Raw genomic sequence first — 26,099 nt, 5'->3', positions numbered from 1 at the left:
GACGCCGAAGCGGCTTATGATCAAGTCAGATTCACTGAAATCAGCTTGCGATCTGAAGCTCGCCTTCCAGTTCGACGGGGCCGGTCATCAGTACGTGATTGTCGGATTCGCGCCATTCAATGTGAAGCTCGCCACCATCAAGGATCATTTTGACCTTGCGTTCCGTGCGCCCCAAACGCGCCGCAGCAACAGCCGCAGCACATGCGCCCGTACCACATGCGAGCGTCAGGCCGGCGCCGCGTTCCCACACACGAAGGCGTATCGTCTGGCGGTCAACCACCTGCGCAAAGCCGACATTTACACCTTCCGGAAAAAGCGGGTGCCACTCGGCCAGTGGACCAACAGCGGGAATGTCATAGGCATTCACATCGCCCACGAAAAACACAGCATGCGGATTACCCATATTCACACATGACGGGCGCGACAGGACCGGATTGTCCATCGGGCCGATTTTGATATCCACGAAACGGGTATCCATTTTTTCAGCCAGAGGGATCTCTTCCCAATCAAGACGCGGCTCGCCCATATCAACCGTGATCATATCGTCACCAGCCGCACGCGCCGTCAGAAGACCGGCTTCGGTCTCGATCAGAATTTCTTCCTGACCAGTTTCCCGTTGGACAAGCCAGCCGACACAACGCGTGGCGTTTCCGCAGGCTGAAACCTGTGAACCGTCGGCGTTCCAGATACGCATAAACACGTCGCCATTCGGCGTAGATTCCATACCGATGATCTGATCAAACGCCTGCTTTCCATTCGGATGGGCGATCTGACGAATTTCCTCCGCCGTTTTACGCCATGGGCGGGCGCGCCCGTCGAAAACGACGAAACGATTACCGCAACCATTCATGTGAAACATGTGCATGACGTACTGATCCGAAAACTCAAAAATCTGGCTGTTAGCATAACGATAAGAGGCGCGAAGGTCACTCGGCTTTTAAAGCCGCAAGCCTTAAATAGGCGCCACCAGTCGAAAACGCGATGAGTGATGTAAAAAATCCGTCACACTGATTGCCTAAGAGGAGAGCTCTGATCGGGGGTCATAATGGGTCTTTTCGAGCGTCTTTTGTCGGTATGGGTTGGTCTCGCTATTGCTTGCGGGATTGTGCTCGGCTTGCTTGTTCCGGGTGTTTTCGAGTTTCTCGCAAGTCTTGAATACGCGAAGGTGAATTTCCCCGTTGCAGTACTCATCTGGGCAATGGTGTTCCCGATGATGGTGGATGTCGATTTCACCAGTCTGCGCCAGATTGGCTCAAAACCTCGAGGCATTATGATTACGCTGGTTGTGAACTGGCTGATCAAACCGTTCTCAATGGCGGCGCTGGGTGTCTTATTCTTCCGATACGTGTTTGCAGATTTCATCCCGACAGATGACGCAGAAAGCTATATTGCCGGCCTCATTCTACTAGGTGCTGCGCCGTGTACCGCGATGGTATTTGTCTGGTCACAACTCACAAAGGGTGATGCAACCTACACGCTGGTTCAGGTGAGCCTGAACGATGCCATCATGGTTTTCGCGTTCGCGCCAATCGTCGCGTTTTTGCTGGGCGTCACGGACATCACTATTCCATGGGAAACCTTGCTCCTGTCTGTCGCGCTTTATGTCATTCTGCCTCTGGGCGCGGGCATCGTCACTCGACAAACGCTGAAAGCCTCTGGCGGCGAACCGGCCGTTAAGGCTTTTCTTGGCCGCGTGAAGCCGTTCTCAGTGATTGGGCTTCTGACAACAATCGTGCTGCTATTCGGCTTTCAGGGGCAGGTTATTGTTTCAAGCCCGATGCTGATTGCGCTGATTGCCGTTCCCATCCTGCTCCAATCTTACGGCATTTTCGCCCTCGCTTACGGGGCTGCATACCTGCTGAAAGTCCCACACAAAATCGCTGCGCCATGCGCCATGATCGGAACGTCGAACTTCTTTGAACTGGCGGTCGCCGTAGCCATCAGCCTGTACGGGCTGAACTCAGGTGCAGCGCTGGCGACTGTGGTCGGTGTTCTCGTCGAAGTGCCGGTTATGCTGTCGCTCGTGGCTTTTGCAAACCGGACGCGGACCGGCTTTAAGGCCGACTAAGCCCGCTTAGTCTTCCGCACCCGGCACTGTCGCGTGAATCTCCTGCAGCGCAGTGCGCACTTCGTCGGTGCTCATGCCTTTCAGATCCAGCGCCACGAGCTGTTCCACGCGCATACGCAAGGACCGGTAGGCCGTTTCAAACGCCACAAGAGCGCCATCCCCTTCAATAGCAGCCGGATCAGGCACGCCCCAGTGCACCTGCAGCGGGTGTCCCGGCCAGATCGGACAGACTTCACCGGCCGCGTTTCCGCAAACCGTAATCACAAGGTTCATTTCCGGCGCATCATCGCGCGCATAAACGTCCCATGACTTTGAAGACAGGCCTGATGTGTCATGTCCGTTCGTGGCCAGCACCTGTAGCGCGACCGGGTGCGGCTCGCCCTTCGGCATGCTTCCCGCAGAATAGGCGGCAAACCCGGCATCAGCGCCCAGCTCACGGATAAGCGTTTCAACGATCAGGCTGCGCGCCGAGTTTCCGGTGCAGAGAACGAGTACATTATAGGCATCCGACATGGCGTCTTTCCCCTCTGACATAGGACCACAGCAACCTTCTACCGGATTTTGTAATACTTATGTGAAACCTGAGCGAGGTTGTTTCAGATTTTACTGCCCGGCACCGCATCATCAGGGCAAGACTTTTCATAAAGTTTTCCAACCCTACTTGATCTCACGCGTCTTCGCGCGAAAAGTGCGCAAGATTTCGGAGGATACACATTGGCCCAGAAACTTTTTACCTCGCTTGCTGCTGCAGCGCTTCTCGCTGTTTCAGCCTGCTCTGAAGGAGACCCCGTGGCACCTGAAAGCGACACAGCGGACACTGAAACCAGCGTAAATGTGGAGGTCGATCCTAACGGTGAAGACCCGAATATCTGGCTGGAAGAGGTTGAAGGCGAACGTGCGCTCGATTGGGTTCGCGCGCAGAATGACCGCACACTTGGTCATCTTCAGGCGACCGACCTGTATAACGAGCTGCAAGCTGAAGCCGAGGCGATCGTAAACGCGAGCGAGCGTATTCCTTACGGCTCCGTTCGCGACGGCATGGTCTATAATTTCTGGCAGGACGCGGACAATGTACGCGGTCTGTGGCGCCGTACCTCTCTTGAGAGCTACGCCACCGAAGAACCTGAATGGGAAACCATCATCAACTTTGATGAACTCGCGGCCGAAGAAGACGCAAACTGGGTCTATAAAGGCGCCAGTTGCCACAATGACGGCGAGAGCGAACGCTGGACCTGCATGGTCTCTCTTTCTGATGGCGGTAAAGACGCTGCAGAAATGCGTGAATTCGACCTCACAACCCTGACCTGGGTGGAAGACGGTTTCTACATCCCAGAAGCAAAATCCGGCACAGCCTGGGTCGACTATGACACCATGCTGATCGCGACTGACTGGGGCGGCGACGGTTCGACACTCACAGAGTCAGGTTACCCGACCGAAGTGCGTCGCTGGACACGCGGCACGCCTCTGGAAGAAGCCGAAACCATTTTCACCGGTGACCGCACTGACGTTGGCATCTGGCCATTCACGCTGGAACTCGCCGATGGAACCCAGCTGGAAGGCGTAACCGAAGCAGATACCTTCTTTACATCGAAGTATTTCGTGTTCCCGAATGGCGGCACAGAAGCACTTGAACTGCCGCTTCCTGCGAAGTCATCGATTGTCGGCGCACAATGGGACCTCGTCTTTGTGACGCTTCAGGAAGACTGGACCGTCGAGCATGAAGGCGAAGAGCTGAACTTCTCGTCCGGCAGCCTCGTCGCGATCAACGCAGCGATGCTGGAAGATGGTGAGCTGGGTTATGTCTGGGAGGTGTTCGCACCAAACGAGCGTCAGTCCATTGAATCCGTAGCGCTCGCGAATGAAGCGCTTCTGATCGCTATAAACGACAATGTCAGCGGTCAGATCCTGACGGCTATTCCGGACCGTTTCACAGGCGAGTGGACAACCCGTCCACTTGACCTGCCAGAGAATGGCGCGCTCGGCATTGTGTTCGCTAACCAGCATGAGGACACGGTCTTCATCAATTATGAAGGCTTCCTCACGCCGGACACACTGATGTCTTACAATGCGGCTGACGGCGAGATCACAGAGCTGAAAAGCCTGCCGGGCCGTTTCGATACAGAAGGCCTCGTGGTCGAGCAGTTCGAAGCGGAATCCACGGACGGTACGATGATCCCTTACTTCATCGTGCACCGCGAAGACATTCCGCTTGATGGTACAACGCCTACGCTTCTTTACGGCTATGGTGGTTTCCAGATCTCCATGACGCCAAGCTATTCAGCGCTTCGAGGCAAGCTCTGGCTGGAACGCGGCGGCGCCTATGTTCTTGCGAACATTCGTGGCGGCGGCGAGTTTGGTCCTGCATGGCACCAGGCAGGTCTCAAGACCGAACGCCAGATCGTCTATGATGATTTCATTGCGGTTGCCGAAGACCTGATCGATCGCGGCGTCACGAACTCCGACCATCTCGGCATTCAGGGTGGCTCTAATGGCGGCCTGCTTATGGGCGTTATGCTGACCCAGCGTCCGGACCTGTGGGATGCAGTTATTGTTCAGGTGCCGCTTCTCGACATGCTGCGCTATCACCTGCTTCTGGCGGGCGCATCATGGGTAGATGAGTACGGTTCTCCGGACATTCCTGAAGAGCGTGAATGGCTGGAACAAATGTCGCCGTACCACAACTTCGATCAGGATGCGGATTACCCGACGCCATTCTTCATGACCTCAACAAAGGACGACCGCGTCCATCCGGGTCACGCTCGCAAGATGGCGTACTTGTTCGATCAGGCTGACATGCCGTTCTATTATTATGAGAATATTGATGGCGGTCACTCAGCAGCGGCCAACCTTCAGGAAGCAGCGCGCCGCGTTGCGCTGGAAGTGACGTATCTATCAGAACGTCTGATGGACTAGGCGGCGATTTCGTCGTGACTTTTAATACAGCCCCTGAGCAATCAGGGGCTGTTTTTATATGGAGGCCAGTTATGCGCCTGACTTATCTCGCCCTCGCCATCATTGGCACTCTTGTTCCGTGGCTTCTATTCGCTGACTGGTTCGCCGGGTTCGGCCTCGCACCACAGGGCTTTATCGCGGCGGCGTTCGCCAATTCTGTCGCATCAGCTTTCACCGCCGACGTAATTATCTCTTCGGTGACATTTTTACTCTGGTCATTTCTGGATGCCCGCAAGATGGATATCAGACACTGGTGGGTGGTGCTGCCCGCAAATTTTATGGTGGGTCTGTCGCTCGCGCTGCCGCTTTATCTCTGGCTCAGAGAGGGCGAACGCGTTAAGCCTCTAGGCGCCTGATCTCAAGAGGACTGATAAGATGAAACGAACCACAATCATGATCGCTCTTTGTGCTGCTGCGTTTATCACGGGCTGCGCCAAATCAGACGAACAGGTTATCGTGACATCTTGCCTGGAAGCAGATGAGTCTCTCAATGAGGCCTATTGCGCCTGCACCTATGATAAAATGGAAGCCAGCCTGTCTGACGAGGTTCTCGCCAATATCGCAGAGGCTATCCGCGACGGCGCAGCTGACCCAATCGAGGCGATCTCGACCCTTCCTCCGCAGCAACAGATGTCGGTTCTGCCTGTAACGCTTCAACTTTTGGAATGCGCGCAGGAGCTGGAATAACTCCAGCCCCTACGAGATAGCATCAAAAGCGCACGATCAGGCCTTCATCCGGCGCAAACTTGCCATCGCACACGGCCTGATAATGCTCGCTCAGCCCCTCAAGGCCATTGGCCTCTCTGACCTTCATCCAGCCTTTACTGGCGATCATGGACTTCATCAGGAAGTCATTTGATTTCTCGGTAAAACCCTCTGCGCCCCAATCGCCAATCCGTTTCTGAATGTGGCCGGGCGCAAAGAAGAATTCGCTACGTTCCTTTATGATATTCTTATTGGCTGCGCCCTCTTCCCAATGGGTGAGGCCGACATTCAGGCAATGTTTCATATTTGCACCAAGGCTCGCATGAAGCGCGCCCAGAACATCACCATTCCCTGACATATCGACGATAACTGTCGGCTTGCTGATATCAATTGATGAGAGGTCATCATAAGTGGCCGTCTGGTCGTAATATCCAAGCGACTTTACAAAACTGGCATTCCGGCCGGACGTCAGACCGATAGAAATTGGTGCATCAGCATCTTCATGCAGCGCAAAGCCCAGACCGATACTCGTCTTGCTGGACGCGCTGACGACAATCACCTGCTCAGCGCCATACCAGTCATTATCCTTCATACAGTCCCAGAGACAGAAAGACGTGACGTGTAGCGGGAAGAGAAGCGCGCGCGCCTCGTCAAAAGCCCCGTTATAGCCCGGCTCTGCATTGACCCGCCGATAGACGTTATAGCCTTGCGGAAGCGCCGAGCGGTGCTCTGCGCCATCGATAAATTGTCCCGCACGCATACCGACAGGTGACAGCACAAGCTCTTCGGCGGGCGGGAAATATCCGTACAGCCGCTCGCCGACCGGCACGTCCGCATGCTTGCTTTCAGAGATGTCGGCAAACCCCCAGACAGGCAGCAAGCCCTGACCTTCCGCGCCATGGGCCGGAAAGAACTGCCAATAGCCAATCTGATCACCGGCCACACCATAAGTGATATTGTTCGCAGTGAAGGAGAACAGGTCTACCTTCGCGCGCACCTCACCGTCTTTGAGCGGCGCGCTATCGACGTCTACGATTTTTGTTTTGTGCAGATCGGTCTTCTGAACCTGAAATTCCTGCATGATCTCTCCCCGAAGAATTTATATCGTTGTGTTGGTATCTATTTGGCGCGTCTGAGACCCGTGAGGCAAGCGGAGGCTGGTCTGGTCACGCGAAATGTTATCGCCGCAAAAAAATTCCAACCGCGTCGCGCATCCCGGAACGAGCTATGCGTTTCGTCATCAAAGAGTCGCACTTTTCCCTCTTGCAGGAGGCCGCACATCCCATTAAGAGGCCAAAAAGGATGCAGACCCAATGCAGATTCGCTCCGCTTTCACTTTCGATGACGTACTTCTAGAGCCCGGCCCTTCCGAGGTTATGCCCGCCCAGACGGACGTTCGCACTCGCCTGACCAACACAATCGCGATCAATATTCCGCTCGCATCTTCTGCGATGGATACAGTGACCGAAGCCAAGCTTGCCATCGCAATGGCGCAAAGCGGCGGCATTGGCGTGCTTCACCGCAATCTCACCATGAAAGAACAGGCCAAGCAGGTCCGTCAGGTGAAGAAGTTTGAAAGCGGCGTTGTGATCAACCCGGCGACCGTGACCCCTCAGACAACGCTGCGCGATCTTCGCAAACTGAAAGAGAGCACAGGCTTTTCTGGCTATCCGGTGATTGAAGCTGACGAGCCGGGCAAGCCAGGTAAAGTTGTTGGCATCATCACAAACCGTGACGTGCGCTTTGCGGAAAACCTCGACCAGCCGGTATCTGCGCTGATGACAAAAGAGGTTGTGACCTGCCGCGAAGGTATCACTGAGGCTGAAGCCAGCCGTCTGCTTCACGAACACAAGATCGAGCGTCTTGTTGTTGTAGACAGCGACAATCGCTGCGTTGGTCTGCTGACCGTGAAAGACATGGAAAAAGCAGTCGCCAACCCAAATGCAGCCAAAGACGCGCAAGGCCGTCTGCTTGTTGCCGCAGCCTCTACGGTCGGTGACGCAGGCTTTGAACGATCCGAGCGCCTGCTTGATGCCGGCGTGGACGTGCTTGTTATCGATACTGCCCACGGACATTCGCAGTCAGTTCTCGATGCTGTAGCCCGCGTGAAGAGCCTTTCCAGCAAGGTTCAGGTCATTGCAGGCAATGTTGCGACATTTGACGGCACGCGCGCGCTGATAGACGCTGGCGCAGATGCGATCAAAGTTGGCATCGGCCCTGGCTCTATCTGTACAACCCGTATTGTTGCAGGTGTTGGCGTTCCTCAGCTGACCGCTGTTTCCGAAGCGGCACGCGCGGCGAAAGACTCCGGCACTCCGATCATCGCAGATGGCGGCATCAAATTCTCTGGCGACTTCGCAAAAGCCATCGCAGCTGGCGCATCAACTGCCATGATGGGTTCTGCCTTTGCAGGCACAGAAGAAGCGCCGGGCGAAGTCTTCCTCTATCAGGGCCGTTCTTACAAAGCGTATCGCGGCATGGGTTCACTGGGCGCAATGGCGCGCGGCTCTGCTGACCGCTACTTCCAGAAAGAGGTCTCTCAGGAGAAACTCGTTCCGGAAGGCATTGAAGGTCAGGTCCCGTTCAAAGGTCCGATCAGCCCGATCATCCACCAGTTTGTTGGCGGCCTTCGCGCGGCGATGGGCTATGTCGGTGCGAAGACTATTCCGGAAATGCACGAGAAGGCTCGCTTCGTTCAGATCACAGGCGCAGGTCTTCGTGAGTCCCACGTCCATGACGTGACCATGACCCGCGAAGCGCCGAACTATTCGATCCCGCGCAGCTAGATTACGAACCGAGCTTGTTTTTGCTCTTCAGATAAAAATAGAGCTGGCGATCATGCCGGCTCGTGGCCGAGAGCCGACCTTCACGCACCCAGGGTTTCCATTGTGCAGGTCGCGCTCCCGCAACCTCGTCGCCCATAACCGTGACACGCTGGATTATCCGCTCACCTTCGAAGTCATTCAGCACGAAATGCTGCGTGCAGCGATTGTCCCAGATGCCAATCGTTCCGAGCGTCCACTTATACCTCACTGTGAATCTCGGATGTTTCACCCAGTTGGTGAGATGACGTAGCAAAGCTTCGCTTTCTTCTGCATTCAGTTCGACAATCCGGCGGGTGAAATGCTCGTTCACATAGAGCGCTTTTTGGCCCGTGTCCGGATGTACGCGCACAACCGGGTGAACGGCCATCTGCTCCGGACGATTATGCGGCAGAGCATCGTGCAATGCTGTCAGTCCTTCCAGCATATCCTTCATCGGCTCCGACAAACCGTCATAGGCCTCATAAAGGCTGGTCCACATGGTATCGCCGCCAACATCCGGGCAGGTCACCATGTGCAGGATCGACATTATCGAGGGCTGTTCCTGAAAGGTGAGATCGGTGTGCCACTCATCCGCAACACCGCCACGGCTCGCTTTGAGTTGGAAGATTTCCGGCGGAAGACTGCTATCAGCCTCCAGATTAGGGTGCCCCTCCAATTTGCCAAAATGGCGGCCGAATGCGACGTGCGCGTCTGGCGAAGGCGACTGGCCAGGCAGAAATATAACCTGATGCTCGTTCAGTAAGGCGCGAATACCGTCAATAAGTTCTGGCGTGGGCGCGGTTACATCAACGCCCGTCACCTCCGCGCCCAATGCGCCCGAAAGCCGGCGCACCGTCCAGTTTGATGAAATGCTCACTTCATCTCCTCCCAGATTTTTATATTTTGGGAAGAGCGTATCAGCGTTTCGGGAATACGCCAGTCTCGGTCAGCGTGTGGCGGGCGAGCGCCACATAGGCTCCATCACAGGTGAATTCTCGCCAATGCTGAAAGGCGACGTCATGGTTTCAAATCCATGCGCCTCGTAAAATCCGGAATTCACAGGATTGGAATTTTCCAGATAAATCGAGAGGCCATCGCGATCCGCCGCGTCGAGAACCGGACGCAGCAGCGCTTTGCCTAATCCCTTACCCCGTGCAAACTCTCGCGTGCCAATCGCAAATAGATAAAGGTGGGGCACTTCAGGATGATGGGCCTCCATGACCGCGCCGGCTCGCATAGCGCGCTTCATCGCGCCCTTCGTTCCCCAACGCACCTGCCCCGCGATCAGCCTCCACAATCCGAACGCCGTCAGATCTGATGTCACGCCTGCGGGCAGCCACATTGCAGCGGCTTCATCTGCGATCAGATGGCAAAATCCGTGTTGTGTATAAACGTCGTCAGCCATGATCCTGAAAAGTGATGTGATGGCGCGCGGATTGCCGAATAGCCAGCGATTGATGGGATCATCGCGAAAGGCCTCACCCAGAATACCGCCCAGCTGCTTCCAGTCGTTACGACGCGCCACGCGAGCGCCGTCTCGTAAGTCGATTTGCATTCGCCACCCCCCAGATATATCCGGGCAAATGAGCATGGCCAAACTTGTTTTACAATGTGAGCGACCAAGTGCCGGCCTGCTTGCCGCAACGTCACCCTTTCCCCACCTGCGCCAGCTTCTATACCTAGCGTGCAAAACAGTCTGGGAGAGACATGATGAGCACTACAAAAGAATTTGACGTCGTAGTTTACGGCGCCACCGGCTTCACCGGAAAGCTGGTCGCCGAATATATGGCAAAGCAATACCCTGAAGGCTCCGGCGTCAGCTGGGCTATGGCAGGCCGTTCCGAAGACAAGCTGAAAGCCGTTCGCGACGAGATGGGCATTCCGGCTGACATCACGCTGATCGTGGCAGATGCCTCATCAGACGAAAGCCTTGCCAGCATGGTCGCTCGCACTGAATGCGTGCTGACAACTGTGGGCCCTTACACGCATTACGGTGAAGCCCTCGTCGCGGCCTGCGCAAAAGCTGGCACCGACTATGTCGACCTGTCCGGCGAAGTGCTCTGGATGAAAGACATGATCGAACGCCATTCGGCGGCTGCAAAAGCCTCCGGCGCGCGCATCGTCCATTCCTGCGGCTTTGACTCCATACCGTTCGATCTTGGTGTGCAGTTCCTGCAGGAAGAAGCCCAATCCCGTTTCGGCAAACCATGCCAGCGAGTGCGTGGCCGTATGCGCGCAATGCAGGGCACATTCTCTGGTGGCACAGCCGCATCGGGCGCAGCGACAATGGCAGCGGTTCAGGCCAATCCGACATTGCTGAATGACCTGATCAACCCGTTCTCTCTTTCTGAAGGCTTTGCCGGCCCGGCACAGCCTCCGGGCAATAAGGTCCTCGAAGAAGATGGCATCTGGGTTGCTCCGTTCGTCATGGCGACAATCAACACCAAGAATGTGCACCGCTCCAACAAACTTCTCGGCCACGCTTACGGCGAAGATTTTGTCTATGACGAGATGATGATGACAGGTCCGGGTGAAAAAGGAAAAGCCATGGCCGACGCGGTTGCCGGCATGGAAATCGGTGGCAAGGACGCGCCTAAACCCGGAGAAGGCCCGTCTAAAGAAGAACGTGAGAACGGCTTTTACGACTTCCTCGCCATTGGCACGACGACCGAGGGGCAGGAACTCCGGATTGCTGTGAAGGGTGATAAAGATCCGGGCTATGGATCAACTTCAAAAATGCTCAGCGAGTCTGCTGTCTGCATCGTCATGGATTGTCCTGACCTTGGAGGCGGCATCTATACGCCAGCCGCAGCTATGGGCGCCAAGCTGCGCAAACGCCTCATCGAGAACGCAGGCCTGACCTTCGAAGTCGAAAGCTAGTTTCGGCCTGTTTCCAATCAGAACCAGCTGTCTTTACGGGCAGCTGGTTTTTTATTGAATGCATCAGGCCCGGCCGAGAATAACGGCGCTTTCAGCCTCTTCTAAAAGCTTGTCTCCGCCCGGGCTGGTAATCGCCATTCTGACGCCTTCAAAGCCCTCAATCTCAAGCCGGCAGACATTCCGCATCAAGCCCCATTCACCCCGATACATCCGGATATGGTCATAAGGCAGGAAAATTGGCGGATGTAGCAAAGAGGCGGGCCAGAAAGTCGACAAATGCACACCGTCTTCACCGCGCGTCACCGTTATAAAGGCCTTGTGGCTGAAATAGCGTGCATTACCCAGATAGAAATACACGCTGTCGAGATGGGTTCGTGGTCCGGATATACCCAATGGCCCCGGATAAGCAAAGGCGATCTCGCGCCACATTTCTGAATGGCGGCTATAGATAAATACAAGCAGGCCGCCAGCAAAGCAGACGCCAAAGAGCATACTGAAAAAATGGCTGATCATGTCCCACATACCAACAATTTAGCTCAGCAGCCTTAACTGATGTCTTCGGGAACAGATAAAATTGAAAAGGCCCCTCCTTTCGGAGCGGCCCTCTCTGATCCGGCATGTATGGGGGGGCTAGCCGGACCGTCGACACTTACCAGCTAGCAGAGAAGCCTACACGGCCACCGGTTTCACCGCGATCCATGCCCGCAGCCACACCAGCGTTAAACTGCCAGTGCTCGTTCATACGGTATGCACCTGCCGCAGAGAGCGCTGTCTCGTCGCCATAGAAGCCGAAACCACCTGACAGACCAAATGTGCGACCTGCAGGAATGTATGGCATATCGAGTGCCATAGCCGCTGCGATACCAGCCTGGTTATCCTGAATGAGCTCGCTATTGCGGGCAATCAGGTCAGAGTTGATTGAGATCATATTTGTGTTCATCGCAATCGCACCGGCATTTGCAGACAGAGAGCTGGAGAACGTATAATCAGCGGCGAGGTTACCATTCTGGTCTGTCGTCACGAGACCGATAGGGCCAGATTGCGCAGATGTGCTTGCCGTCGAGCTGAGGCCAGCCATCTGATAGGTGGAGTTCGCACCGCCCACGACAACAGAGTTATCCTGTGTCGCAACAGCGCCATTACCAATGGCAACTGAGTTCACGCCGGTTGCGGATGCCTGATTACCCATCGCAATTGAACCAGCACCGCTTGCGACAGCCGCTTCACCTACAGCCACAGCACGCACGCCGGATGCATTCGCGAGGTGACCAAGAGCCGTCGCGCGTTCAGCACCAGCGCTGGACTGCCAGCCATAAGCTGTCGCGCCCGGACCGGATGCGAAGGACTCACCGCCAACCGCTGTTGTGGAGTTACCGGTTGCTACCGACGTGTCACCGACTGCGAGGGCATCAATGCCGTTCGCAATGCTCTCATTACCGATAGCGGTAGCGAAATCCGTCTGCGCGTCGGCGTTTTCACCGATAGCAGTGGAGCGGATACCTTGCGCCGTTGCAAGGTGACCGAGCGCCGTTGCCCGTTCCGCCGTCGCTGCTGAACGCCAGCCGAATGCTGTTGCACCCGGCCCCATTGCCAGGGCCTGACCACCAACAACCGTTGTGGAAGGTCCGGACGCTACCGTCTGAATTCCGGCTGCGCCGTCACGATTACCGCCGATCGCGATAGAGTCGCCACCGCTGGCTTCAGCTGTATTACCGATAGCAATCGAGTTTGAACCGCTGGCAACTGAGTCTTCACCACCTGCAAAGCTCTGATCGCCGGATGCTGTGCTCTGGTGACCGACAGCCGTACCCATCGCACCTGTCGCAGCAGCCTGCCAACCGATTGCGGTCGCACCCGGCGTTGTCGCGATGGATTCGCCGCCAATAGCTGTCGTTGAGTTACCGTTGGCAAAAGCCGTATCGCCAATTGCGAGCGCATCAATACCGTTTGCAATGCTCTCATTACCGATTGCGGTCGAGAAGTCGGTTTGCGCATCAGCGTTTTCGCCGATGGCTGTAGAACGAATGCCCTGCGCCGTTGCGAGGTGGCCGATCGCCGTTGCCCGTTCCGCGCTTGCAGATGCACGCCAGCCAAGTGCCGTCGCGCCAGGGCCAGTCGCTGTCGACTCGCCACCGATCACTGTCGTTGACGGCCCGGTCGCTGTTGAATCAGTACCAACGACTGTCGCGTCCGCGCCTGTCGCAGTCGCGTCATCACCGATTGCGACAGCGCCGTCGCCATCTGCAGATGCACCATCGCCAATTGCTACAGCCGCATCAGCCGACGCATTGGCACCGACGCCATCTACTACCTGAGCATAAGCGCCCGGTGCTGCCGCCAATAAAAAGAATGCGCCAGCCAGGGCCGTTTTTCCGCTCAACACGGTTTTGAGAGTATGCGTCATAGGTGTCCTCCTTGGTGAAATCACGCGAAGCTGAAGCGCTTCTAAGGAGAGTTACGGAAGAAACCCGAGATTCTGTGCAAAAAATATTTCGTTATTATTCCAAACAAATACAGGGCACTGTAGCGCTAACCTGAAAATTCCTATTCTTTTAGTGAGTCATTCTTGGACAGCGAAGGGGAACAATCTAGTTGGAGTCGCGTACCGCTTTTATACTGAAAGGGTGGGGCGCACTTATGAAAGATATTAAATTAGAAAATTTGATAGAGCGCTGTGCATCAGACGACCGTTCCGCATTTTCGGAACTTTATCGTTGCACATATGCTCGTTTGCTTGCGCTGACACGTCGTATTATTCGCGATGAGGACGTCGCACGGGATGTCCTGCAAAACGCTTATGTAACCATCTGGAAGAGAGCCTCAACCTTCGACGCTCTCCGTGGCAGTCCGATGACATGGATGCTCGTGATCGTTCGCAATGCATCGATTGATGAATGGCGTCGTCTACGTCGACATTACTCCGACGAAACCATCGAAGAGACGCTCCACGATTCAGCGCCCCTACCTGACGAATGCACTGACCGGTCGATCATCAGAGGACTTCTGGAGACCGAGTTATCCCGACTTCCGGAACGTATGGCAAACGTAATCCGACTATATTTTCTGAAAAACCAGACCGTGGCAGAAATCTCCAAAGAGCTCTCGATCTCTATGAACACGATCCGCTCATGGTTGCGCCGCGGGCTTGAGCGCCTGCGTCACGCATTGCCTTTCGAAACGGCTCAGGTCGCCGCGTTCATAAACTGACCTAGCGGTCCGGCGCGTCGATTTCCTTAAAGATATCATCCAGCAGGGTTTCATCCGGAGCCTGACTGGCCTCTTCATCCGATAAAGGATCCAGCCACGTTTTCACGGCTGCGACTTTCCGGGCAAAGTTCTGATCACTCACTGACAACTGGTCGAACTCCGTGCGCTCTTCGGGCGTGCAGTCATCCTGCAGCACACGGATTATCAGTTCATCAGAGCTTTTGCGGGTCACACCATCATCCTGGTTCATCCAGTCGAAACAAACTTAGACAGGACAGATACAGTGTATACCTGAGCACCCGTCCGCGTGATAACAACCCAAAATAACGAAAATCATAAAATATTTGTCGAAAGACAGGCAATTGAGCACTTATTCCGGATAGGGCTTCCATCAAAATTGTCATGACGCTATGAGGTGGCCAAAGCGCCCTTATGCCGTCCTGACGGCTCGCGCACAGATATCCGGGAATGACACAATGAAAAATGGCGGGCGGATCGAAGCCGCAATTCAGGTTCTTGATGACGTTATGAACCGGCACCAGCCGGTTAAATCCGCCATGCGCGACTGGGGCAAGCGGGCGCGCTATGCTGGCGCCAAAGACCGCGCTTGGGTCTCTGGCCTCGTGCTTGATGCGCTGCGCCACCGCAACTCGCTTGCCTATGCCATGCAGTCTGAAGCCCCGCGCGTGCTGGTAATTGGCGCGCTGCGCCATGTCTGGGATTGGGACCTCAAGGATATTGAGAGCGCGTTGAAAGACGAACACGCCCCTGCAGCGCTAACAGGCGAAGAACGTGAAGGCCTTCTGCTTGCGCCGGACCCGTCTGCGCCGCCGCATGTGCGCGGAGATTTCCCGGAATGGCTGACGCCTCACCTGACGCGCGTTTTCGGGGAAGACACCGTGATTGAAACGCAGGAAATGTCAGTCCGCGCGCCGGTCGATCTGCGTATAAACACGCTCAAGGCTGACCCGGAAAAAGCAGGCAAAGCCGTCAAAACTGCGGGTGGCAAACCATCCGAGCTTCTGGTGAACGGCTATCATATTCCAGCACCCGACCCGTCCCAACGTGAAACCAGCCTTCAGTCCATTCCTGCCTATTCCAAAGGCTGGGTGGAAGTTCAGGATGCAGGCTCTCAGATCGCCGCAGCCGCGGGTAATGCGAAGCCGGGCGACAGTGTTCTCGATTATTGCGCAGGTGGCGGCGGCAAAACACTGGCGCTGGCCGCTATGATGGAAGGCAAGGGTCAGGTCTTTGCTTACGACATTGACGGACGACGCCTCTCAGCGCTCATTCCGCGCCTCAAACGCTCCGGCGCGCACAATGTACAGCTCTGCCATCCCAAAGAGCCTGAAGCTCTGGAAGCCCTTACTGGCAAGATGGACCTCGTTTTCGTTGATGCCCCATGCACGGGCACCGGCACGTGGCGCCGCAAGCCAGACACGAAATGGCGACTGAAAGAATCTGCGCTCGCAAAGCGTAATGAAGAGCAGGCCATGATCCTTGATAAGGCGTCCGAGTTTGTAAAACCGGGCGGGCGTCTCCTCTATGCGACATGCTCATTCCTTGCGGAAGAAGACGAAGATCAGGTCACAGCCTTCCTTGAACGCAACGACGCATTCCGTCAGCTTGACGCCGTTCAAAGCGTAATCGAGTCCGGTCAGCTCACGGATGCTGGCATTGATATCGTGCGTCGCAACCAGATTCCAGGCGGTGCGGTACGTCTTACGCCGCGCAAAGCAGGCACTGATGGCTTCTTCTTTGCGGTTCTTGAAAAGAAAGCCTGAACGCAAACCCGCTCAGACGATCAGCGACAGAGACGAAGACTGCACCGACGCCTTCGCGAAGTTTGACTGATAATGGCTGACCAGATTGACCAGTTTGCGGCCATGTTTGTCCGCAAGCTTCATCGAATGGGATTTCAGAGCATCACGGTCATGTGCCTGTTGAGCTGAATCCTTGGTTGTTTCATACGCGCCGAAAAGTCTCTCAGTGAAAGACTTAAACTGCTCTCCAAACGCGCGGTCCTTCGCAAGGGTAGAGGCGTCTATTTTTTGGTTACCTTTGCCTTCGGCGATCCCTGAAACGCTTGAGGGATCGACGTCACCAAGCAGTTTGCTGATTTTAGACTCAATGTTCTTCAGTTGAAGGGCCGTGCGAAAAACCGTGCGCCCGATATCAACGATCTCGTCGATATCGTCTTTCAGATTGGTACCGAACGACTTTTCAGCCGTGTCAAAGCGCGACTGCAAATCCGGCAAGCGCCCCATGAGTGCCTCTTTACGTGCTCGCAGATTTTCCAATTGTTTGAAATTGTCAGGGCCCAGCGTCTCTTCCAGGCTCGGCAGTTGAGCGGCGCGTGTCGAAGCACTCGTCGTGGAAGCGCTCGACTTCTGTACATTGCTGGTCGTCGATGTGCGGTCGACAAATTTCAGGTTTGCTGAATAGCTGGTCTGGACTGCGATAGACATGGTTTCCCCATTTATTTTGAGAACCATTATATCTTGGAAATACTCGCCTTTGTTTTCCACAAAACGTTGTATTTTCAAAAATTTTTAGTAAATCTTCTTATAAACAGAGAGTTAATTTCATCAATGAAATTTAATGCATCTCACCCGGGCCTTTTAGTTTAGCAGAAGACGAAATAGGCTGGCACAATGTCTACTCACACCTTGCCAGACGATCGCACCTATTTTCCCTCAAAAGCCAAATGGGCTAGCGTCTTCATCATCGCCGCTCTGCTGCTGATTGCTCTGCTGGCCCTGCCCATGCCTGCAGTTCTACAGTTCCTGATAGGCGCTGTTTTCGGTCTGGGGATGCTGGGAAGTGCGTTGCAGGTATTTCTGCAGATCAGCTGGCTAAAGCTGACACTGGACCGACTGGAATATAGCCATCTTGGCCATAAACAGTCCTTTTCCTGGCTGGATGTGTCAGACTTCAAAACAGAAGCCATGACGGTCAGCTTCATCACTGTCGGTGACCGCATCCTCTTTTCATTTCATCCGCCGGGCGATCCGTCTGCAGGCCGGACGCAAACCTATCTTCCCGAAATGTATGGCCAGAAGCCTGAAGAGCTGGAAGACATGCTCAACGCATTCCGCGCGCGGGCGCTTGAGACACTAAAAGCGTCAAGATAGCTAAACTTCGGCCTTCAGAAAGTCGATCATGACACGGGTTTTCAAAGGCAAGAACGACCGGCTGGGATAAATCAGCCAGGCAGCCGTTTCAAAATTGGTCGCGGTCACCTGATACCGGGGAAACAGGTCGATCAGACGCCCTGCCCTGACGTCCTCGTCTGTCATCCAGTCAGCCAATAGCGCAGGTCCCATCCCCTGCAGGGCCGCGGATTTTACCGCTAGAGCGCTTGAAAAACTGAAATGACCGTCAATGGGCACTTCTTCCAGCCGGCCTTCGTTAGTCTGGAACTTCCAGGTGTTACGAAACGCTGCGAGCGTGAACAGAAGACAATCATGACTAGCGAGATCCGCCGGTAGAGACGGTTTACCTGCACGTTGCAGGTAATCAGGGCTCGCGCACACACGATATCGCGTCGTCATCAAACGCGTTGCAATGAGATCACCTTCAAGATGCGCGCTGAGCCGCACTGCCAGATCCATGCGATCTGCAATCAGATCAACGTTGGCATCGGTCATATGTAGTTCGACCTGCAATTCGGGATATCGCGTTTTGAAGGCCCCGAGCAGAGGCACGATCTTTGTCTGACCAAATGCCACTGATGTGGTTAAACGCAGCCGACCTCTTGGCTGCCCGTCTTGCATCTGAACGGCATCTTCTGCACGGGCGAGCTCTTCGAGCAAAGGCTCAACGCGCCGCCAATAGGCTTCACCTTCTTCCGTCAGAGACAGACTGCGCGTTGTGCGCTGGAACAGGCGCACGCCCAGCCGCTCTTCCAGTGATGCAATCTGCCGGGACACTGAGGACGGATCGACACCCTCTCCGCGCGCAACCGCGGCAAAGCTGCCGAGCTTCACCGTCTCAACAAATAGCTGAAGCTGCTTCACATCCATTCATGCACTAAACGCATGATAATGCTGCAATTCAACTAATTTATTGCGCTCTTAGCCGTGAGTAATGCTGGCCCTCCAAGAAATCAGGAAGGATCAGCCACATGGCTCACTTACTTCGCATTGATGCCAGCGCTCGCATTGAAGAGTCCCATTCGCGCGCTCTCGGCGACTATTTCGAAACGGCCTGGGAAACAGCCAACCCGATCACGCGGCGCTTTCTATCCAAAACGCCAAAGAACGAGATTGTCCGCCGCGATCTTGCTGCACGTCCGATTAGCCACATCGCAAACTCGACGATTGCCGGCTTCTACACACCGCCTGACGGCTTCACGCCAGACCTCTACGCCGCGACAGCGATGTCAGATGAACTCATTGCGGAGCTGCAGGCGGCGGATACGCTTCTCATCACGACCCCGCTCTACAATTTCTCTTTACCTTCCAGCCTGAAGGCGTGGATCGACCAGATCATGCGCATCGGCCACACATTCTCATTTGATGGCGAGAATTTCGGCGGCCTGCTGCAAGTGAAAGACGTCGTCATCATCTGCGCTTATGGCGCAAGCGGCTATCTCGACGCGAACGCCATGAAATCTGCGAACTTCCTGCAGCCATATCTGGAATTTCTGTTCGGATTCATGGGTGCTGAATCCATCCGATTCATCTCCGCCGAAGGCATGACCGGCGATGCAGCCCATGTGGAAGCAACGCTGACACGAGCCCGTGCAGACATCGACGAACTCTTTGCCGCTTAAGGATTTCAAATGACAAAAATTGCTTTTCTTGGCCTCGGCGCCATGGGCCAGCGTATGGCCGCTCGTCTGCTCTCTGCAGGACACGATCTAACCATCTGGAACCGCAGCCCCGACGTTGCGTCACCTCTCGTCTCACACGGCGCAAAGCTTGCCAGAGACCCTGCCGATGCCGTGAAGGACGCCGAAATCGTCTTCTCTATGGTCCGTGACGATGCGGCATCTTCTGATGTCTGGCTGTCACCCGAAACCGGCGCCCTCAACGCACTGCCTGAACGTGCCATCGCCGTGGAATGTTCGACCGTATCGCACGGGCATATCAAAAAACTCAGCGACGCATTTGACGCTGCGGGCCGTAAGCTGGTCGACGCACCACTTGCCGGATCCCGTCCTCAGGCCGAGCAAGGACAGCTTATCTTCCTCGTGGGCGGAGAGACGGCCAACGTCGAGGCACTCGGTCCGCTCTTCTCCATTATGGGAAGCGCTACGCATCATGTCGGCGGCACCGGAGCTGGCTCTATCGTCAAACTGATGGTGAACGGCCTGTTTGGTGTACAGCTGGCGGTCGCAGCCGAGTTGCTCGGCTTTGCCAAAGCCTCAGGTATTGACGTCGCTGGCGCGAGTGAAGCCATTGGAGCGACACCCGTTTGCAGCCCTGCCGTAAAACTCGCCATGGGCGCGATGCAGGCAGGCGGCTTCGCGCCCATGTTCCCGATTGATCTTGTCGAAAAGGATTTTGGTCTTCTCGCACAGGATGGTGAAACGCTGGGCGCGTCACTTCCGCTCTCAGCAGCGACCCGGAGCGTTTACGCAAAGGCTAAGGAACAAGGCTTTGCCGGAGATAATATCACCGGCGTGGCCCAGCTCTATCTTTAGGCTCACAATCTGAACAAAATCGAGGGCCGGAGGTGACTTCCGGCCCTTCACAGATTGAACTTCGTGTCGATTCCTGTCTATAGAGCGCCATGACGGCACATGAACATCTTCTCATCATCGATTTTGGCTCTCAGGTCACTCAGCTGATCGCGCGACGCGTACGCGAAAGCGGCGTCTATTGTGAGATCCATCCTTATAACAAAGTGGATGCAGCTTTCCTTGAAAGCTATGCACCTAAGGCGATCATCCTCTCGGGCGGTCCATCAAGTGTGTACTGGGAAGATGCCCCACTGCCAGACCCAAAAGTCTTCGAACTTGGAATCCCTGTCTTCGGCATCTGTTATGGCCAGCAAGCCATGGTTCACATGCTGGGCGGGAAGATTGAAGGTGGCACGAGCCGCGAATTTGGCCGCGCCTTTATCGAGAAGGTTTCTGACGACCCGCTGTTTGAGAGCATGTTCTCTAATGGCGACAAAGAAGAAGTCTGGATGAGCCATGGCGACCACGTCGCCGAAATGGCGCCGGGCTTCGGCGTGGTCGCGCGTTCTCCGGGTGCGCCGTTCGCAGTTATCTCTGATCCGGAACGCGGCTATTATGGCTCACAATTCCACCCGGAAGTCGTCCACACGGTTCATGGCCGCCAGCTTCTGAAGAACTTCACCCACAATGTGGCAGGCTTCAAAGGCGACTGGTCTATGGCCGCCTACCGCGCCGAAGCGATTGAAAAAATCCGCGCGCAGGTTGGCGATAAGAAAGTGATTTGCGGCCTCTCTGGCGGCGTGGATTCTTCCGTTGCAGCTGTTCTGATCCACGAGGCGATTGGCGACCAGCTTACCTGTGTTTACGTCGATCACGGCCTGATGCGCCTTGGCGAATCCGAGCAGGTGGTGAACCTGTTCCGCGACCATTACAACATCCCGCTCGTGGATGTAGACGCGTCCGATCTCTTCCTCGGCAAGCTGGAAGGCGTCTCTGATCCGGAGAAGAAGCGCAAAATTATCGGCGGCCTCTTTATCGACGTGTTCGAAGAAGAAGCGAAAAAAGTCGGCGGCGCTGACTTCCTCGCGCAGGGCACGCTCTATCCGGACGTTATCGAGAGCGTTTCGGCGCTTGGCGGCCCATCCGTCACCATCAAATCTCACCACAATGTCGGCGGTCTGCCAGAGCGCATGAATATGCAACTGGTCGAGCCTCTGCGTGAGCTGTTCAAAGACGAAGTGCGCGCCCTTGGCCGCGAACTTGGTCTGCCGGAGGCCTTTATCGGTCGCCATCCTTTCCCGGGCCCCGGCCTCGCGATTCGTATTCCCGGCGAGATCACGCGTGAGAAAGCCGACACGCTGCGCAAAGCCGACGCGATCTATATCGAAGAGATCAAAAATGCCGGTCTTTATGATGAAATCTGGCAGGCTTTCTCTGTACTCCTACCGGTGAACACTGTGGGTGTGATGGGTGATTTGCGTACTTATGAAGCAGTTCTCGCCCTTCGTGCCGTCACATCAACAGATGGCATGACAGCTGATTATTATCCGTACCCGCATGATTTCCTTGGACGTGTTGCAACGCGCATAATCAATGAGGTCAAAGGCGTGAACCGCGTGGTCTACGACATTACGTCGAAACCACCTGGCACGATTGAGTGGGAATAGCAGTTCAGAACAGCCTCGCAGGTTAATGAGACTGCGAGGCCATGTTACAAAACCGCAGTTTTTTTGTCGTCGAACTGAAACCAATCCGACGCAAAACCATCACGTAGGTCTGTTACCCGCCCCTTACTTTTGAGAGGGGTGAATTCCATGAAGTTCAAACTTGGGAAGCTGGCCGCGGTAAGCGTTGTCAGCCTTGGTTTTGCGCAAATTGCAGCCGCAGATATTCTGCAAGGCACAGTAACAGACGGCTCTGGCGAAGGTGCGCTCGAAGGCGCGCTGGTCACAATCGAAGAGCTGGACCGGACCACAAGCACAGGCCGCTTCGGCGACTTCCGGTTCTCCGGCATTCCGGCTGGCGAGTATGACGTCACCGTGTCCTATATCGGCGCTGATCCTGTCACTCAGTCTATCGCAGTTTCTGGCGAGTCCACGCTGGATTTCCGCCTTGGCGCAGATGTCCGCTATCTTGATAACGTGCTCGTCGTCGGCTCAGCGGCAGCACAAGCTGGCGCGATCAACCAACAGCGCGCGTCCAACGCAATCATCAGCGTCATCGACTCTGACGGCCTCGGCAACTTCCCTGACACGACAGTCGCGGACTCTCTGGCACGTGTGCCGGGCCTTTCGATTGAAACCGACCAGGGCGAAGGCCGCTATGTTTCGATCCGCGGCATCAACACAGACCTGATCTCTGCCTCTATTAACGGCGTGCGCACACCGTCGCCGGAAGATCGCCGCGGCGTACTTCTGGATGGTGTTCCATCCGACCTGCTGGATGGCATTGAAGTTCAAAAATCCCTGACACCGAACGTCGATGCCGACAGCCTTGGCGGCGTGATCAATCTGCAGACCATTTCCGCCTTCGACCGCGACGGTCGCTTTATCCGCGCGAAGATTGAAGGCGCCTATAACGAGATTACCGAAGAGTTCTCGCCAAAAGCGACGCTGACCTATTCAGACGTATTTGGCGACCGGCTGGGCGTTGCGCTTTCTGTAAACTATCAGGATCTGCGCATCGAAACCCACAATAACGAAGCCGATGAGTGGGACTTCATCAACGGTCTCGCTTACATGAATGATGGCTATGAGCATCGCTGGTACGGCCTCAACCGTGAGCGCCTCGGCCTTGTTGCCAACTTCGACTGGCGTCTGTCTGACAATACAGACCTCTACCTGCGTACGCTCTTCAACAATTATGAAGACGACGAAGTCCGCAACGTTCTACAGTTCCGTGATCTCGACGATATCATCGATGAAGATGCCAATGGTGATGACATCATCGCTGCGGGCTCATCGCTGACGGATACGTCTGCGACCTTCCCGCTGAACGAAACGCAAGCCGAAGTCCGCGTTCGCCGCGAAGTGCGTACAATCCAGACGATTGCGGTTGGCGGTGAGACGACGTGGGATGGTTGGGAAACCGACTATGAAGTGTCCTACGCCTACGCTGAAGAAGATGATAGCGACAACCATGACGTCAAATTCCGCTTTGAAGACATTCAGGATAACTTCCCTGGCAATGTGACCATCGATTATTCCAACCCGGAAATCATCCGCTTCAGCGAGGGCACAGTACTGGACGCGGTTTATGACCCGTCAAACTACTTCCTCGACGAATTCGAGCGGGAATTTACTGCCAACGAAGACACAGAATACGCGGCTCAGTTCAATATCTCGCGCGAAAGCGTATTCGGCGAAATGCCAGTAACCTGGCAGGCTGGCCTGAAAATTCGTGACCGCGAAAAAATCCGTGATGTGAATGTTCTGATCTATGAAGACGACAGCATTAATCTTGCGGGCTTTGTAAATAACGACCTTATTTCAGGCTGGCGCCTTGGTAATGCACAGCCTGCATGGCCGGACCCGGGCCTGACACGCTCTCTGCGTGGTGCTTTCGGTGCAGGTGACCTCGACGAGGAAGGCAGCTTCTTCGACTCGAATGGCGAAGACTATAAGATCGATGAGCAAATCCTTGCCGGATACGGCATGGGGACCTTTGACATCGGCGCGCTTACGCTCGTTGCAGGTGTTCGCGTTGAGCAATCAAATGTTGATCTGGAAGGCCGGGTTGTTCTTGAAGACGAACTGACGGCAACAACAACACGTTACAGCAACGACTATACAAACGTCCTGCCAAGCGTGAACGCTCGTTACGACTTCAGCGACCGACTTATCGGCCGCGCGGCATATTACGCTGCCGTTGTCCGCCCTGCCTTTGGCGAAATGGCGCCATTCTTCTTCATCAATGATGACCGCGATGAAGCCGAAATCGGTAACCCGAACCTTGATCCACTGGAAGCGGACAACTTCGATCTGAGCATCGAGTTTTATCCAACGACGCTGTCAGTTCTCTCAGCCGGTATCTTCTATAAGGATATCTCCAACGCGATCTTCCCGGCGACGTTCGATACCGCAGATGTTCCGTCTAATGTGGACCTTTCCGGCATCCCGGCCGAACTCCTGAACGGCGTTGATACAGATGGCGGCGAGATTGAAGAGGTTTCGACCTTCATCAATGTCGCATCCAGCGAAATCTATGGCATCGAGTTCAACTATGTTCAGAACCTCGGCGATTTGAACTCCGCTCTGGATGGCTTCCTTGTTTCAGGCAACCTGACGCTGACCGAAAGTGAAGCGACGCTGCCAGATGGCCGCGAAGTGCCGTTCCTGAAGCAATCCGACACCATATGGAACGTGGCGATCGGCTATGACAATGGCCCTTGGGATCTTCGTGTCTCTGCAAACTATCGCGGCGACTATCTGGATGAGCTGGAAGACGAAAACCTTGACCGTATGACGAATGATCGTCTGCTTATTGAAGCGTCGGCGAAGTATCGGGTGAACGACAACCTCCAGATTTATCTGGAAGGTAAGAACCTCACAGACGAGCCTGAGCACTATTACTTCGGTGATGAGAGCCGTCTGTCGCAGTATGACGAGTTTGGAACAACCGTCGTCTTCGGCGCGCGCCTGACTTACTAATCGCCGGTTTAACTCTTAATATTGGGCCGGTACGACATATCGTATCCGGCCCTTTTCTCTTCACGACAGGACTAATTCAATGAAGTTCTCGACGCTCGCGCTCTCAACTACTTCAGCGCTTCTGCTCGCAGCCTGTGCAACGGACGACGTATGGGTAGATGACGGTATTCCCGCAACGCCCGTAGCTGCCAGCTTCGAAACAGCCCCGATGGTTGGCTTTGGCGATCGCGCCGATGACCCGGCGCTTTGGGCAAACCCGACCAATATCAGCAACAGCCTGATCCTCGGCACCAATAAGGATGAAGGTCTTCACGTTTACGACCTTTCTGGCGCGGAAACCCAGTTTCTTGATGTCGGCGCCGTCAACAACGTGGATGTACGCGCAAATATCGCCGTCGCATCAAATGATGAGACACGTTCGATCAGCTGGTTCAGCATTGATGCTGAAACAGCCAGCGTGATCCATCTGGGCGACACACCAACCCAGAAAGACGAACCATATGGCATTTGTGCCGGTCTCGTCGGCTCCACCTATTACGCCATGCCGACCTATAAGGACGGCAAAGCACAAATCTGGGCGCAGGATATGAGCAGCCTGCCGACACTTGCCCCGGAACTCATCGCTGAAATTCAGGTCGGTCAGTTTGGCCAGCTTCAGCTTGAAGGTTGCGTATTTGACGAGACGAACGGCCAGATTTTTGTTGGCGAAGAAGAACACGGCGTCTGGAAGCTCGACCTCAATGATCTGTCCGTTGCACCGGTTACCATCGACACGATTGCCGCTGCAAACGGTCTCGTCGCGGATGTTGAAGGTATGGATATCTGGGAAGGCGAGAATGGCGAGGGCTATCTCGTCGTGTCTGCGCAGGCTGCAAACCGGTTCGTTGTTTACGACCTTCAGGCGCCTCACGCGGCTCGCGGCATCTTCACCGTCACGGCGAATGCTGATGGTAGTGTGGATGCGGTAACCCACACCGATGGTCTTGATGTGAACTCAACGCCTTTGCCGGGATATCCACGCGGCGTGCTGATCGTACAGGACGACGCTAACCCGACATCAGAAGTCGACCAGAACTTCAAAGTCGTCGACTGGACGGCGATTGAAGCTGCGCTTGGTCTGTCAGCGAACTAAGCTCAGACAAATCCTATCGATAAATTCCGTGTCGGCCTCAGACTAAGTGCAAGCATGGTCTGAGGCCGCGCCC

24 protein-coding genes are annotated in these 26,099 nt (G+C 55.2%); 14 read left to right on the top strand and 10 right to left on the bottom strand.

Annotation, left to right across the window (positions count from 1 at the left end):
- Positions 1–40: 40 nt before the first annotated feature.
- Positions 41–865 (bottom strand): diaminopimelate epimerase, encoded by an 825-nt coding sequence (gene dapF / locus G523_RS0104935; RefSeq protein WP_022693924.1) that lies wholly within the window; start codon positions 863–865, stop codon positions 41–43.
- Between the two features lie 180 nt (positions 866–1,045).
- On the opposite strand from dapF, the gene arsB reads away from it, so the two are divergent.
- Positions 1,046–2,068, top strand: coding sequence for an ACR3 family arsenite efflux transporter (gene arsB, locus G523_RS0104930; RefSeq protein ID WP_022693923.1), 1,023 nt, complete (start codon positions 1,046–1,048; stop codon positions 2,066–2,068).
- 6 nt (positions 2,069–2,074) lie between these two features.
- On the opposite strand, the gene G523_RS0104925 is transcribed toward arsB, so the two are convergent.
- Complete coding sequence (locus G523_RS0104925; RefSeq protein WP_022693922.1) at positions 2,075–2,581, bottom strand: arsenate reductase ArsC; 507 nt, start codon at positions 2,579–2,581, stop codon at positions 2,075–2,077.
- 201 nt (positions 2,582–2,782) lie between these two features.
- On the opposite strand from G523_RS0104925, the gene G523_RS0104920 reads away from it, so the two are divergent.
- The 3 genes from G523_RS0104920 to G523_RS0104910 all read left to right on the top strand — a co-directional run bounded on the left by G523_RS0104920 (position 2,783) and on the right by G523_RS0104910 (position 5,707).
- Complete coding sequence (locus G523_RS0104920) at positions 2,783–4,981, top strand: prolyl oligopeptidase family serine peptidase (protein ID WP_022693921.1); 2,199 nt, start codon at positions 2,783–2,785, stop codon at positions 4,979–4,981.
- Between the two features lie 71 nt (positions 4,982–5,052).
- A complete protein-coding gene (locus G523_RS0104915) occupies positions 5,053–5,376 on the top strand; it encodes a DUF2834 domain-containing protein (protein ID WP_022693920.1) in 324 nt (107 codons plus the stop codon).
- Between the two features lie 19 nt (positions 5,377–5,395).
- Entirely contained in the window at positions 5,396–5,707 is a 312-nt protein-coding gene (locus G523_RS0104910) for a hypothetical protein (protein ID WP_022693919.1), read from the top strand.
- Positions 5,708–5,729: 22 nt separating this feature from the next.
- On the opposite strand, the gene G523_RS0104905 is transcribed toward G523_RS0104910, so the two are convergent.
- Entirely contained in the window at positions 5,730–6,806 is a 1,077-nt protein-coding gene (locus G523_RS0104905; RefSeq protein WP_022693918.1) for a DUF2855 family protein, read from the bottom strand.
- Between the two features lie 232 nt (positions 6,807–7,038).
- Between G523_RS0104905 and guaB the strand changes: the two genes are divergently transcribed.
- Positions 7,039–8,511 (top strand): IMP dehydrogenase, encoded by a 1,473-nt coding sequence (gene guaB, locus G523_RS0104900; RefSeq protein ID WP_022693917.1) that lies wholly within the window; start codon positions 7,039–7,041, stop codon positions 8,509–8,511.
- A gap of 1 nt (position 8,512) precedes the next feature.
- Here guaB and G523_RS18035 read toward each other — a convergent pair whose 3' ends face one another.
- On the bottom strand, positions 8,513–9,406 hold the full coding sequence (locus tag G523_RS18035) for a TauD/TfdA dioxygenase family protein (RefSeq protein ID WP_022693916.1): 894 nt from the start codon (positions 9,404–9,406) through the stop codon (positions 8,513–8,515).
- Between the two features lie 69 nt (positions 9,407–9,475).
- A complete protein-coding gene (locus G523_RS20150) occupies positions 9,476–10,084 on the bottom strand; it encodes a GNAT family N-acetyltransferase (RefSeq protein WP_022693915.1) in 609 nt (202 codons plus the stop codon).
- Between the two features lie 155 nt (positions 10,085–10,239).
- On the opposite strand from G523_RS20150, the gene G523_RS0104885 reads away from it, so the two are divergent.
- Complete coding sequence (locus G523_RS0104885) at positions 10,240–11,409, top strand: saccharopine dehydrogenase family protein (RefSeq protein ID WP_027441464.1); 1,170 nt, start codon at positions 10,240–10,242, stop codon at positions 11,407–11,409.
- Between the two features lie 63 nt (positions 11,410–11,472).
- Here the strand turns inward: G523_RS0104885 and G523_RS0104880 are convergent, their stop codons facing one another.
- Together G523_RS0104880 and G523_RS0104875 are read right to left on the bottom strand one after the other, a co-directional pair.
- Positions 11,473–11,922 (bottom strand): hypothetical protein, encoded by a 450-nt coding sequence (locus G523_RS0104880; RefSeq protein WP_155802585.1) that lies wholly within the window; start codon positions 11,920–11,922, stop codon positions 11,473–11,475.
- Positions 11,923–12,058: 136 nt separating this feature from the next.
- Positions 12,059–13,813: a YadA-like family protein gene (locus G523_RS0104875; RefSeq protein WP_022693912.1), complete on the bottom strand. Its 1,755-nt coding sequence runs from the start codon at positions 13,811–13,813 to the stop codon at positions 12,059–12,061.
- A 233-nt stretch (positions 13,814–14,046) separates the two neighbouring features.
- On the opposite strand from G523_RS0104875, the gene G523_RS18025 reads away from it, so the two are divergent.
- On the top strand, positions 14,047–14,616 hold the full coding sequence (locus G523_RS18025) for an RNA polymerase sigma factor (protein ID WP_022693911.1): 570 nt from the start codon (positions 14,047–14,049) through the stop codon (positions 14,614–14,616).
- 1 nt (position 14,617) lies between these two features.
- On the opposite strand, the gene G523_RS0104865 is transcribed toward G523_RS18025, so the two are convergent.
- Positions 14,618–14,848, bottom strand: a complete 231-nt coding sequence (locus G523_RS0104865) for a hypothetical protein (protein WP_155802584.1) — start codon at positions 14,846–14,848, stop codon at positions 14,618–14,620.
- Between the two features lie 244 nt (positions 14,849–15,092).
- Here G523_RS0104865 and G523_RS0104860 point away from each other — a divergent pair, with 244 nt between their 5' ends.
- A complete protein-coding gene (locus G523_RS0104860) occupies positions 15,093–16,400 on the top strand; it encodes an RsmB/NOP family class I SAM-dependent RNA methyltransferase (protein ID WP_022693909.1) in 1,308 nt (435 codons plus the stop codon).
- Between the two features lie 12 nt (positions 16,401–16,412).
- On the opposite strand, the gene G523_RS0104855 is transcribed toward G523_RS0104860, so the two are convergent.
- The gene (locus tag G523_RS0104855; protein ID WP_155802583.1) at positions 16,413–17,084 is read right to left on the bottom strand and encodes a hypothetical protein; all 672 of its coding nucleotides are present in this window, start codon (positions 17,082–17,084) and stop codon (positions 16,413–16,415) included.
- 186 nt (positions 17,085–17,270) lie between these two features.
- Between G523_RS0104855 and G523_RS0104850 the strand changes: the two genes are divergently transcribed.
- Positions 17,271–17,750, top strand: a complete 480-nt coding sequence (locus G523_RS0104850) for a hypothetical protein (RefSeq protein WP_022693907.1) — start codon at positions 17,271–17,273, stop codon at positions 17,748–17,750.
- Here the strand turns inward: G523_RS0104850 and G523_RS0104845 are convergent, their stop codons facing one another.
- Positions 17,751–18,641 (bottom strand): LysR family transcriptional regulator, encoded by an 891-nt coding sequence (locus G523_RS0104845; RefSeq protein ID WP_022693906.1) that lies wholly within the window; start codon positions 18,639–18,641, stop codon positions 17,751–17,753. It abuts the gene before it with no gap.
- A gap of 101 nt (positions 18,642–18,742) precedes the next feature.
- Here G523_RS0104845 and G523_RS18020 point away from each other — a divergent pair, with 101 nt between their 5' ends.
- The 5 genes from G523_RS18020 to G523_RS0104820 all read left to right on the top strand — a co-directional run bounded on the left by G523_RS18020 (position 18,743) and on the right by G523_RS0104820 (position 26,026).
- Positions 18,743–19,393 carry an FMN-dependent NADH-azoreductase gene (locus G523_RS18020; RefSeq protein ID WP_022693905.1) on the top strand — a complete coding sequence of 217 codons (651 nt, stop codon included), beginning with the start codon at positions 18,743–18,745 and terminating at the stop codon, positions 19,391–19,393.
- Positions 19,394–19,402: 9 nt separating this feature from the next.
- Positions 19,403–20,266, top strand: a complete 864-nt coding sequence (locus tag G523_RS0104835) for an NAD(P)-dependent oxidoreductase (RefSeq protein WP_022693904.1) — start codon at positions 19,403–19,405, stop codon at positions 20,264–20,266.
- 89 nt (positions 20,267–20,355) lie between these two features.
- Positions 20,356–21,912: a glutamine-hydrolyzing GMP synthase gene (gene guaA, locus G523_RS0104830; protein WP_022693903.1), complete on the top strand. Its 1,557-nt coding sequence runs from the start codon at positions 20,356–20,358 to the stop codon at positions 21,910–21,912.
- A gap of 147 nt (positions 21,913–22,059) precedes the next feature.
- On the top strand, positions 22,060–24,894 hold the full coding sequence (locus tag G523_RS0104825) for a TonB-dependent receptor (protein WP_022693902.1): 2,835 nt from the start codon (positions 22,060–22,062) through the stop codon (positions 24,892–24,894).
- Positions 24,895–24,973: 79 nt separating this feature from the next.
- On the top strand, positions 24,974–26,026 hold the full coding sequence (locus G523_RS0104820; RefSeq protein ID WP_022693901.1) for a phytase: 1,053 nt from the start codon (positions 24,974–24,976) through the stop codon (positions 26,024–26,026).
- Positions 26,027–26,099 lie beyond the last annotated feature (73 nt).

The organism is Ponticaulis koreensis DSM 19734 (assembly GCF_000420665.1).
Lineage (GTDB): Bacteria > Pseudomonadota > Alphaproteobacteria > Caulobacterales > Hyphomonadaceae > Ponticaulis > Ponticaulis koreensis.
Note: the sequence above shows the minus strand (reverse complement) of the source record. Positions and strands in the feature narration are given on the sequence as shown.

Excerpts from the sequence above, each read along its gene's own strand:
- dapF (WP_022693924.1), bottom strand. The coding sequence starts at position 865 with ATGCACATGTTTCACATGAATGGTTGCGGTAATCGTTTCGTCGTTTTC.
- arsB (WP_022693923.1), top strand. The coding sequence starts at position 1,046 with ATGGGTCTTTTCGAGCGTCTTTTGTCGGTATGGGTTGGTCTCGCTATT.
- G523_RS0104925 (WP_022693922.1), bottom strand. The coding sequence starts at position 2,581 with ATGTCGGATGCCTATAATGTACTCGTTCTCTGCACCGGAAACTCGGCG.
- G523_RS0104915 (WP_022693920.1), top strand. The coding sequence starts at position 5,053 with ATGCGCCTGACTTATCTCGCCCTCGCCATCATTGGCACTCTTGTTCCG.
- G523_RS0104910 (WP_022693919.1), top strand. The coding sequence starts at position 5,396 with ATGAAACGAACCACAATCATGATCGCTCTTTGTGCTGCTGCGTTTATC.
- G523_RS0104905 (WP_022693918.1), bottom strand. The coding sequence starts at position 6,806 with ATGCAGGAATTTCAGGTTCAGAAGACCGATCTGCACAAAACAAAAATC.
- guaB (WP_022693917.1), top strand. The coding sequence starts at position 7,039 with ATGCAGATTCGCTCCGCTTTCACTTTCGATGACGTACTTCTAGAGCCC.
- G523_RS20150 (WP_022693915.1), bottom strand. The coding sequence starts at position 10,084 with ATGCAAATCGACTTACGAGACGGCGCTCGCGTGGCGCGTCGTAACGAC.
- G523_RS0104885 (WP_027441464.1), top strand. The coding sequence starts at position 10,240 with ATGAGCACTACAAAAGAATTTGACGTCGTAGTTTACGGCGCCACCGGC.
- G523_RS0104880 (WP_155802585.1), bottom strand. The coding sequence starts at position 11,922 with ATGATCAGCCATTTTTTCAGTATGCTCTTTGGCGTCTGCTTTGCTGGC.
- G523_RS0104875 (WP_022693912.1), bottom strand. The coding sequence starts at position 13,813 with ATGACGCATACTCTCAAAACCGTGTTGAGCGGAAAAACGGCCCTGGCT.
- G523_RS18025 (WP_022693911.1), top strand. The coding sequence starts at position 14,047 with ATGAAAGATATTAAATTAGAAAATTTGATAGAGCGCTGTGCATCAGAC.
- G523_RS0104860 (WP_022693909.1), top strand. The coding sequence starts at position 15,093 with ATGAAAAATGGCGGGCGGATCGAAGCCGCAATTCAGGTTCTTGATGAC.
- G523_RS0104855 (WP_155802583.1), bottom strand. The coding sequence starts at position 17,084 with ATGTCTATCGCAGTCCAGACCAGCTATTCAGCAAACCTGAAATTTGTC.
- G523_RS0104850 (WP_022693907.1), top strand. The coding sequence starts at position 17,271 with ATGTCTACTCACACCTTGCCAGACGATCGCACCTATTTTCCCTCAAAA.
- G523_RS0104845 (WP_022693906.1), bottom strand. The coding sequence starts at position 18,641 with ATGGATGTGAAGCAGCTTCAGCTATTTGTTGAGACGGTGAAGCTCGGC.
- G523_RS18020 (WP_022693905.1), top strand. The coding sequence starts at position 18,743 with ATGGCTCACTTACTTCGCATTGATGCCAGCGCTCGCATTGAAGAGTCC.
- G523_RS0104835 (WP_022693904.1), top strand. The coding sequence starts at position 19,403 with ATGACAAAAATTGCTTTTCTTGGCCTCGGCGCCATGGGCCAGCGTATG.
- guaA (WP_022693903.1), top strand. The coding sequence starts at position 20,356 with ATGACGGCACATGAACATCTTCTCATCATCGATTTTGGCTCTCAGGTC.
- G523_RS0104825 (WP_022693902.1), top strand. The coding sequence starts at position 22,060 with ATGAAGTTCAAACTTGGGAAGCTGGCCGCGGTAAGCGTTGTCAGCCTT.
- G523_RS0104820 (WP_022693901.1), top strand. The coding sequence starts at position 24,974 with ATGAAGTTCTCGACGCTCGCGCTCTCAACTACTTCAGCGCTTCTGCTC.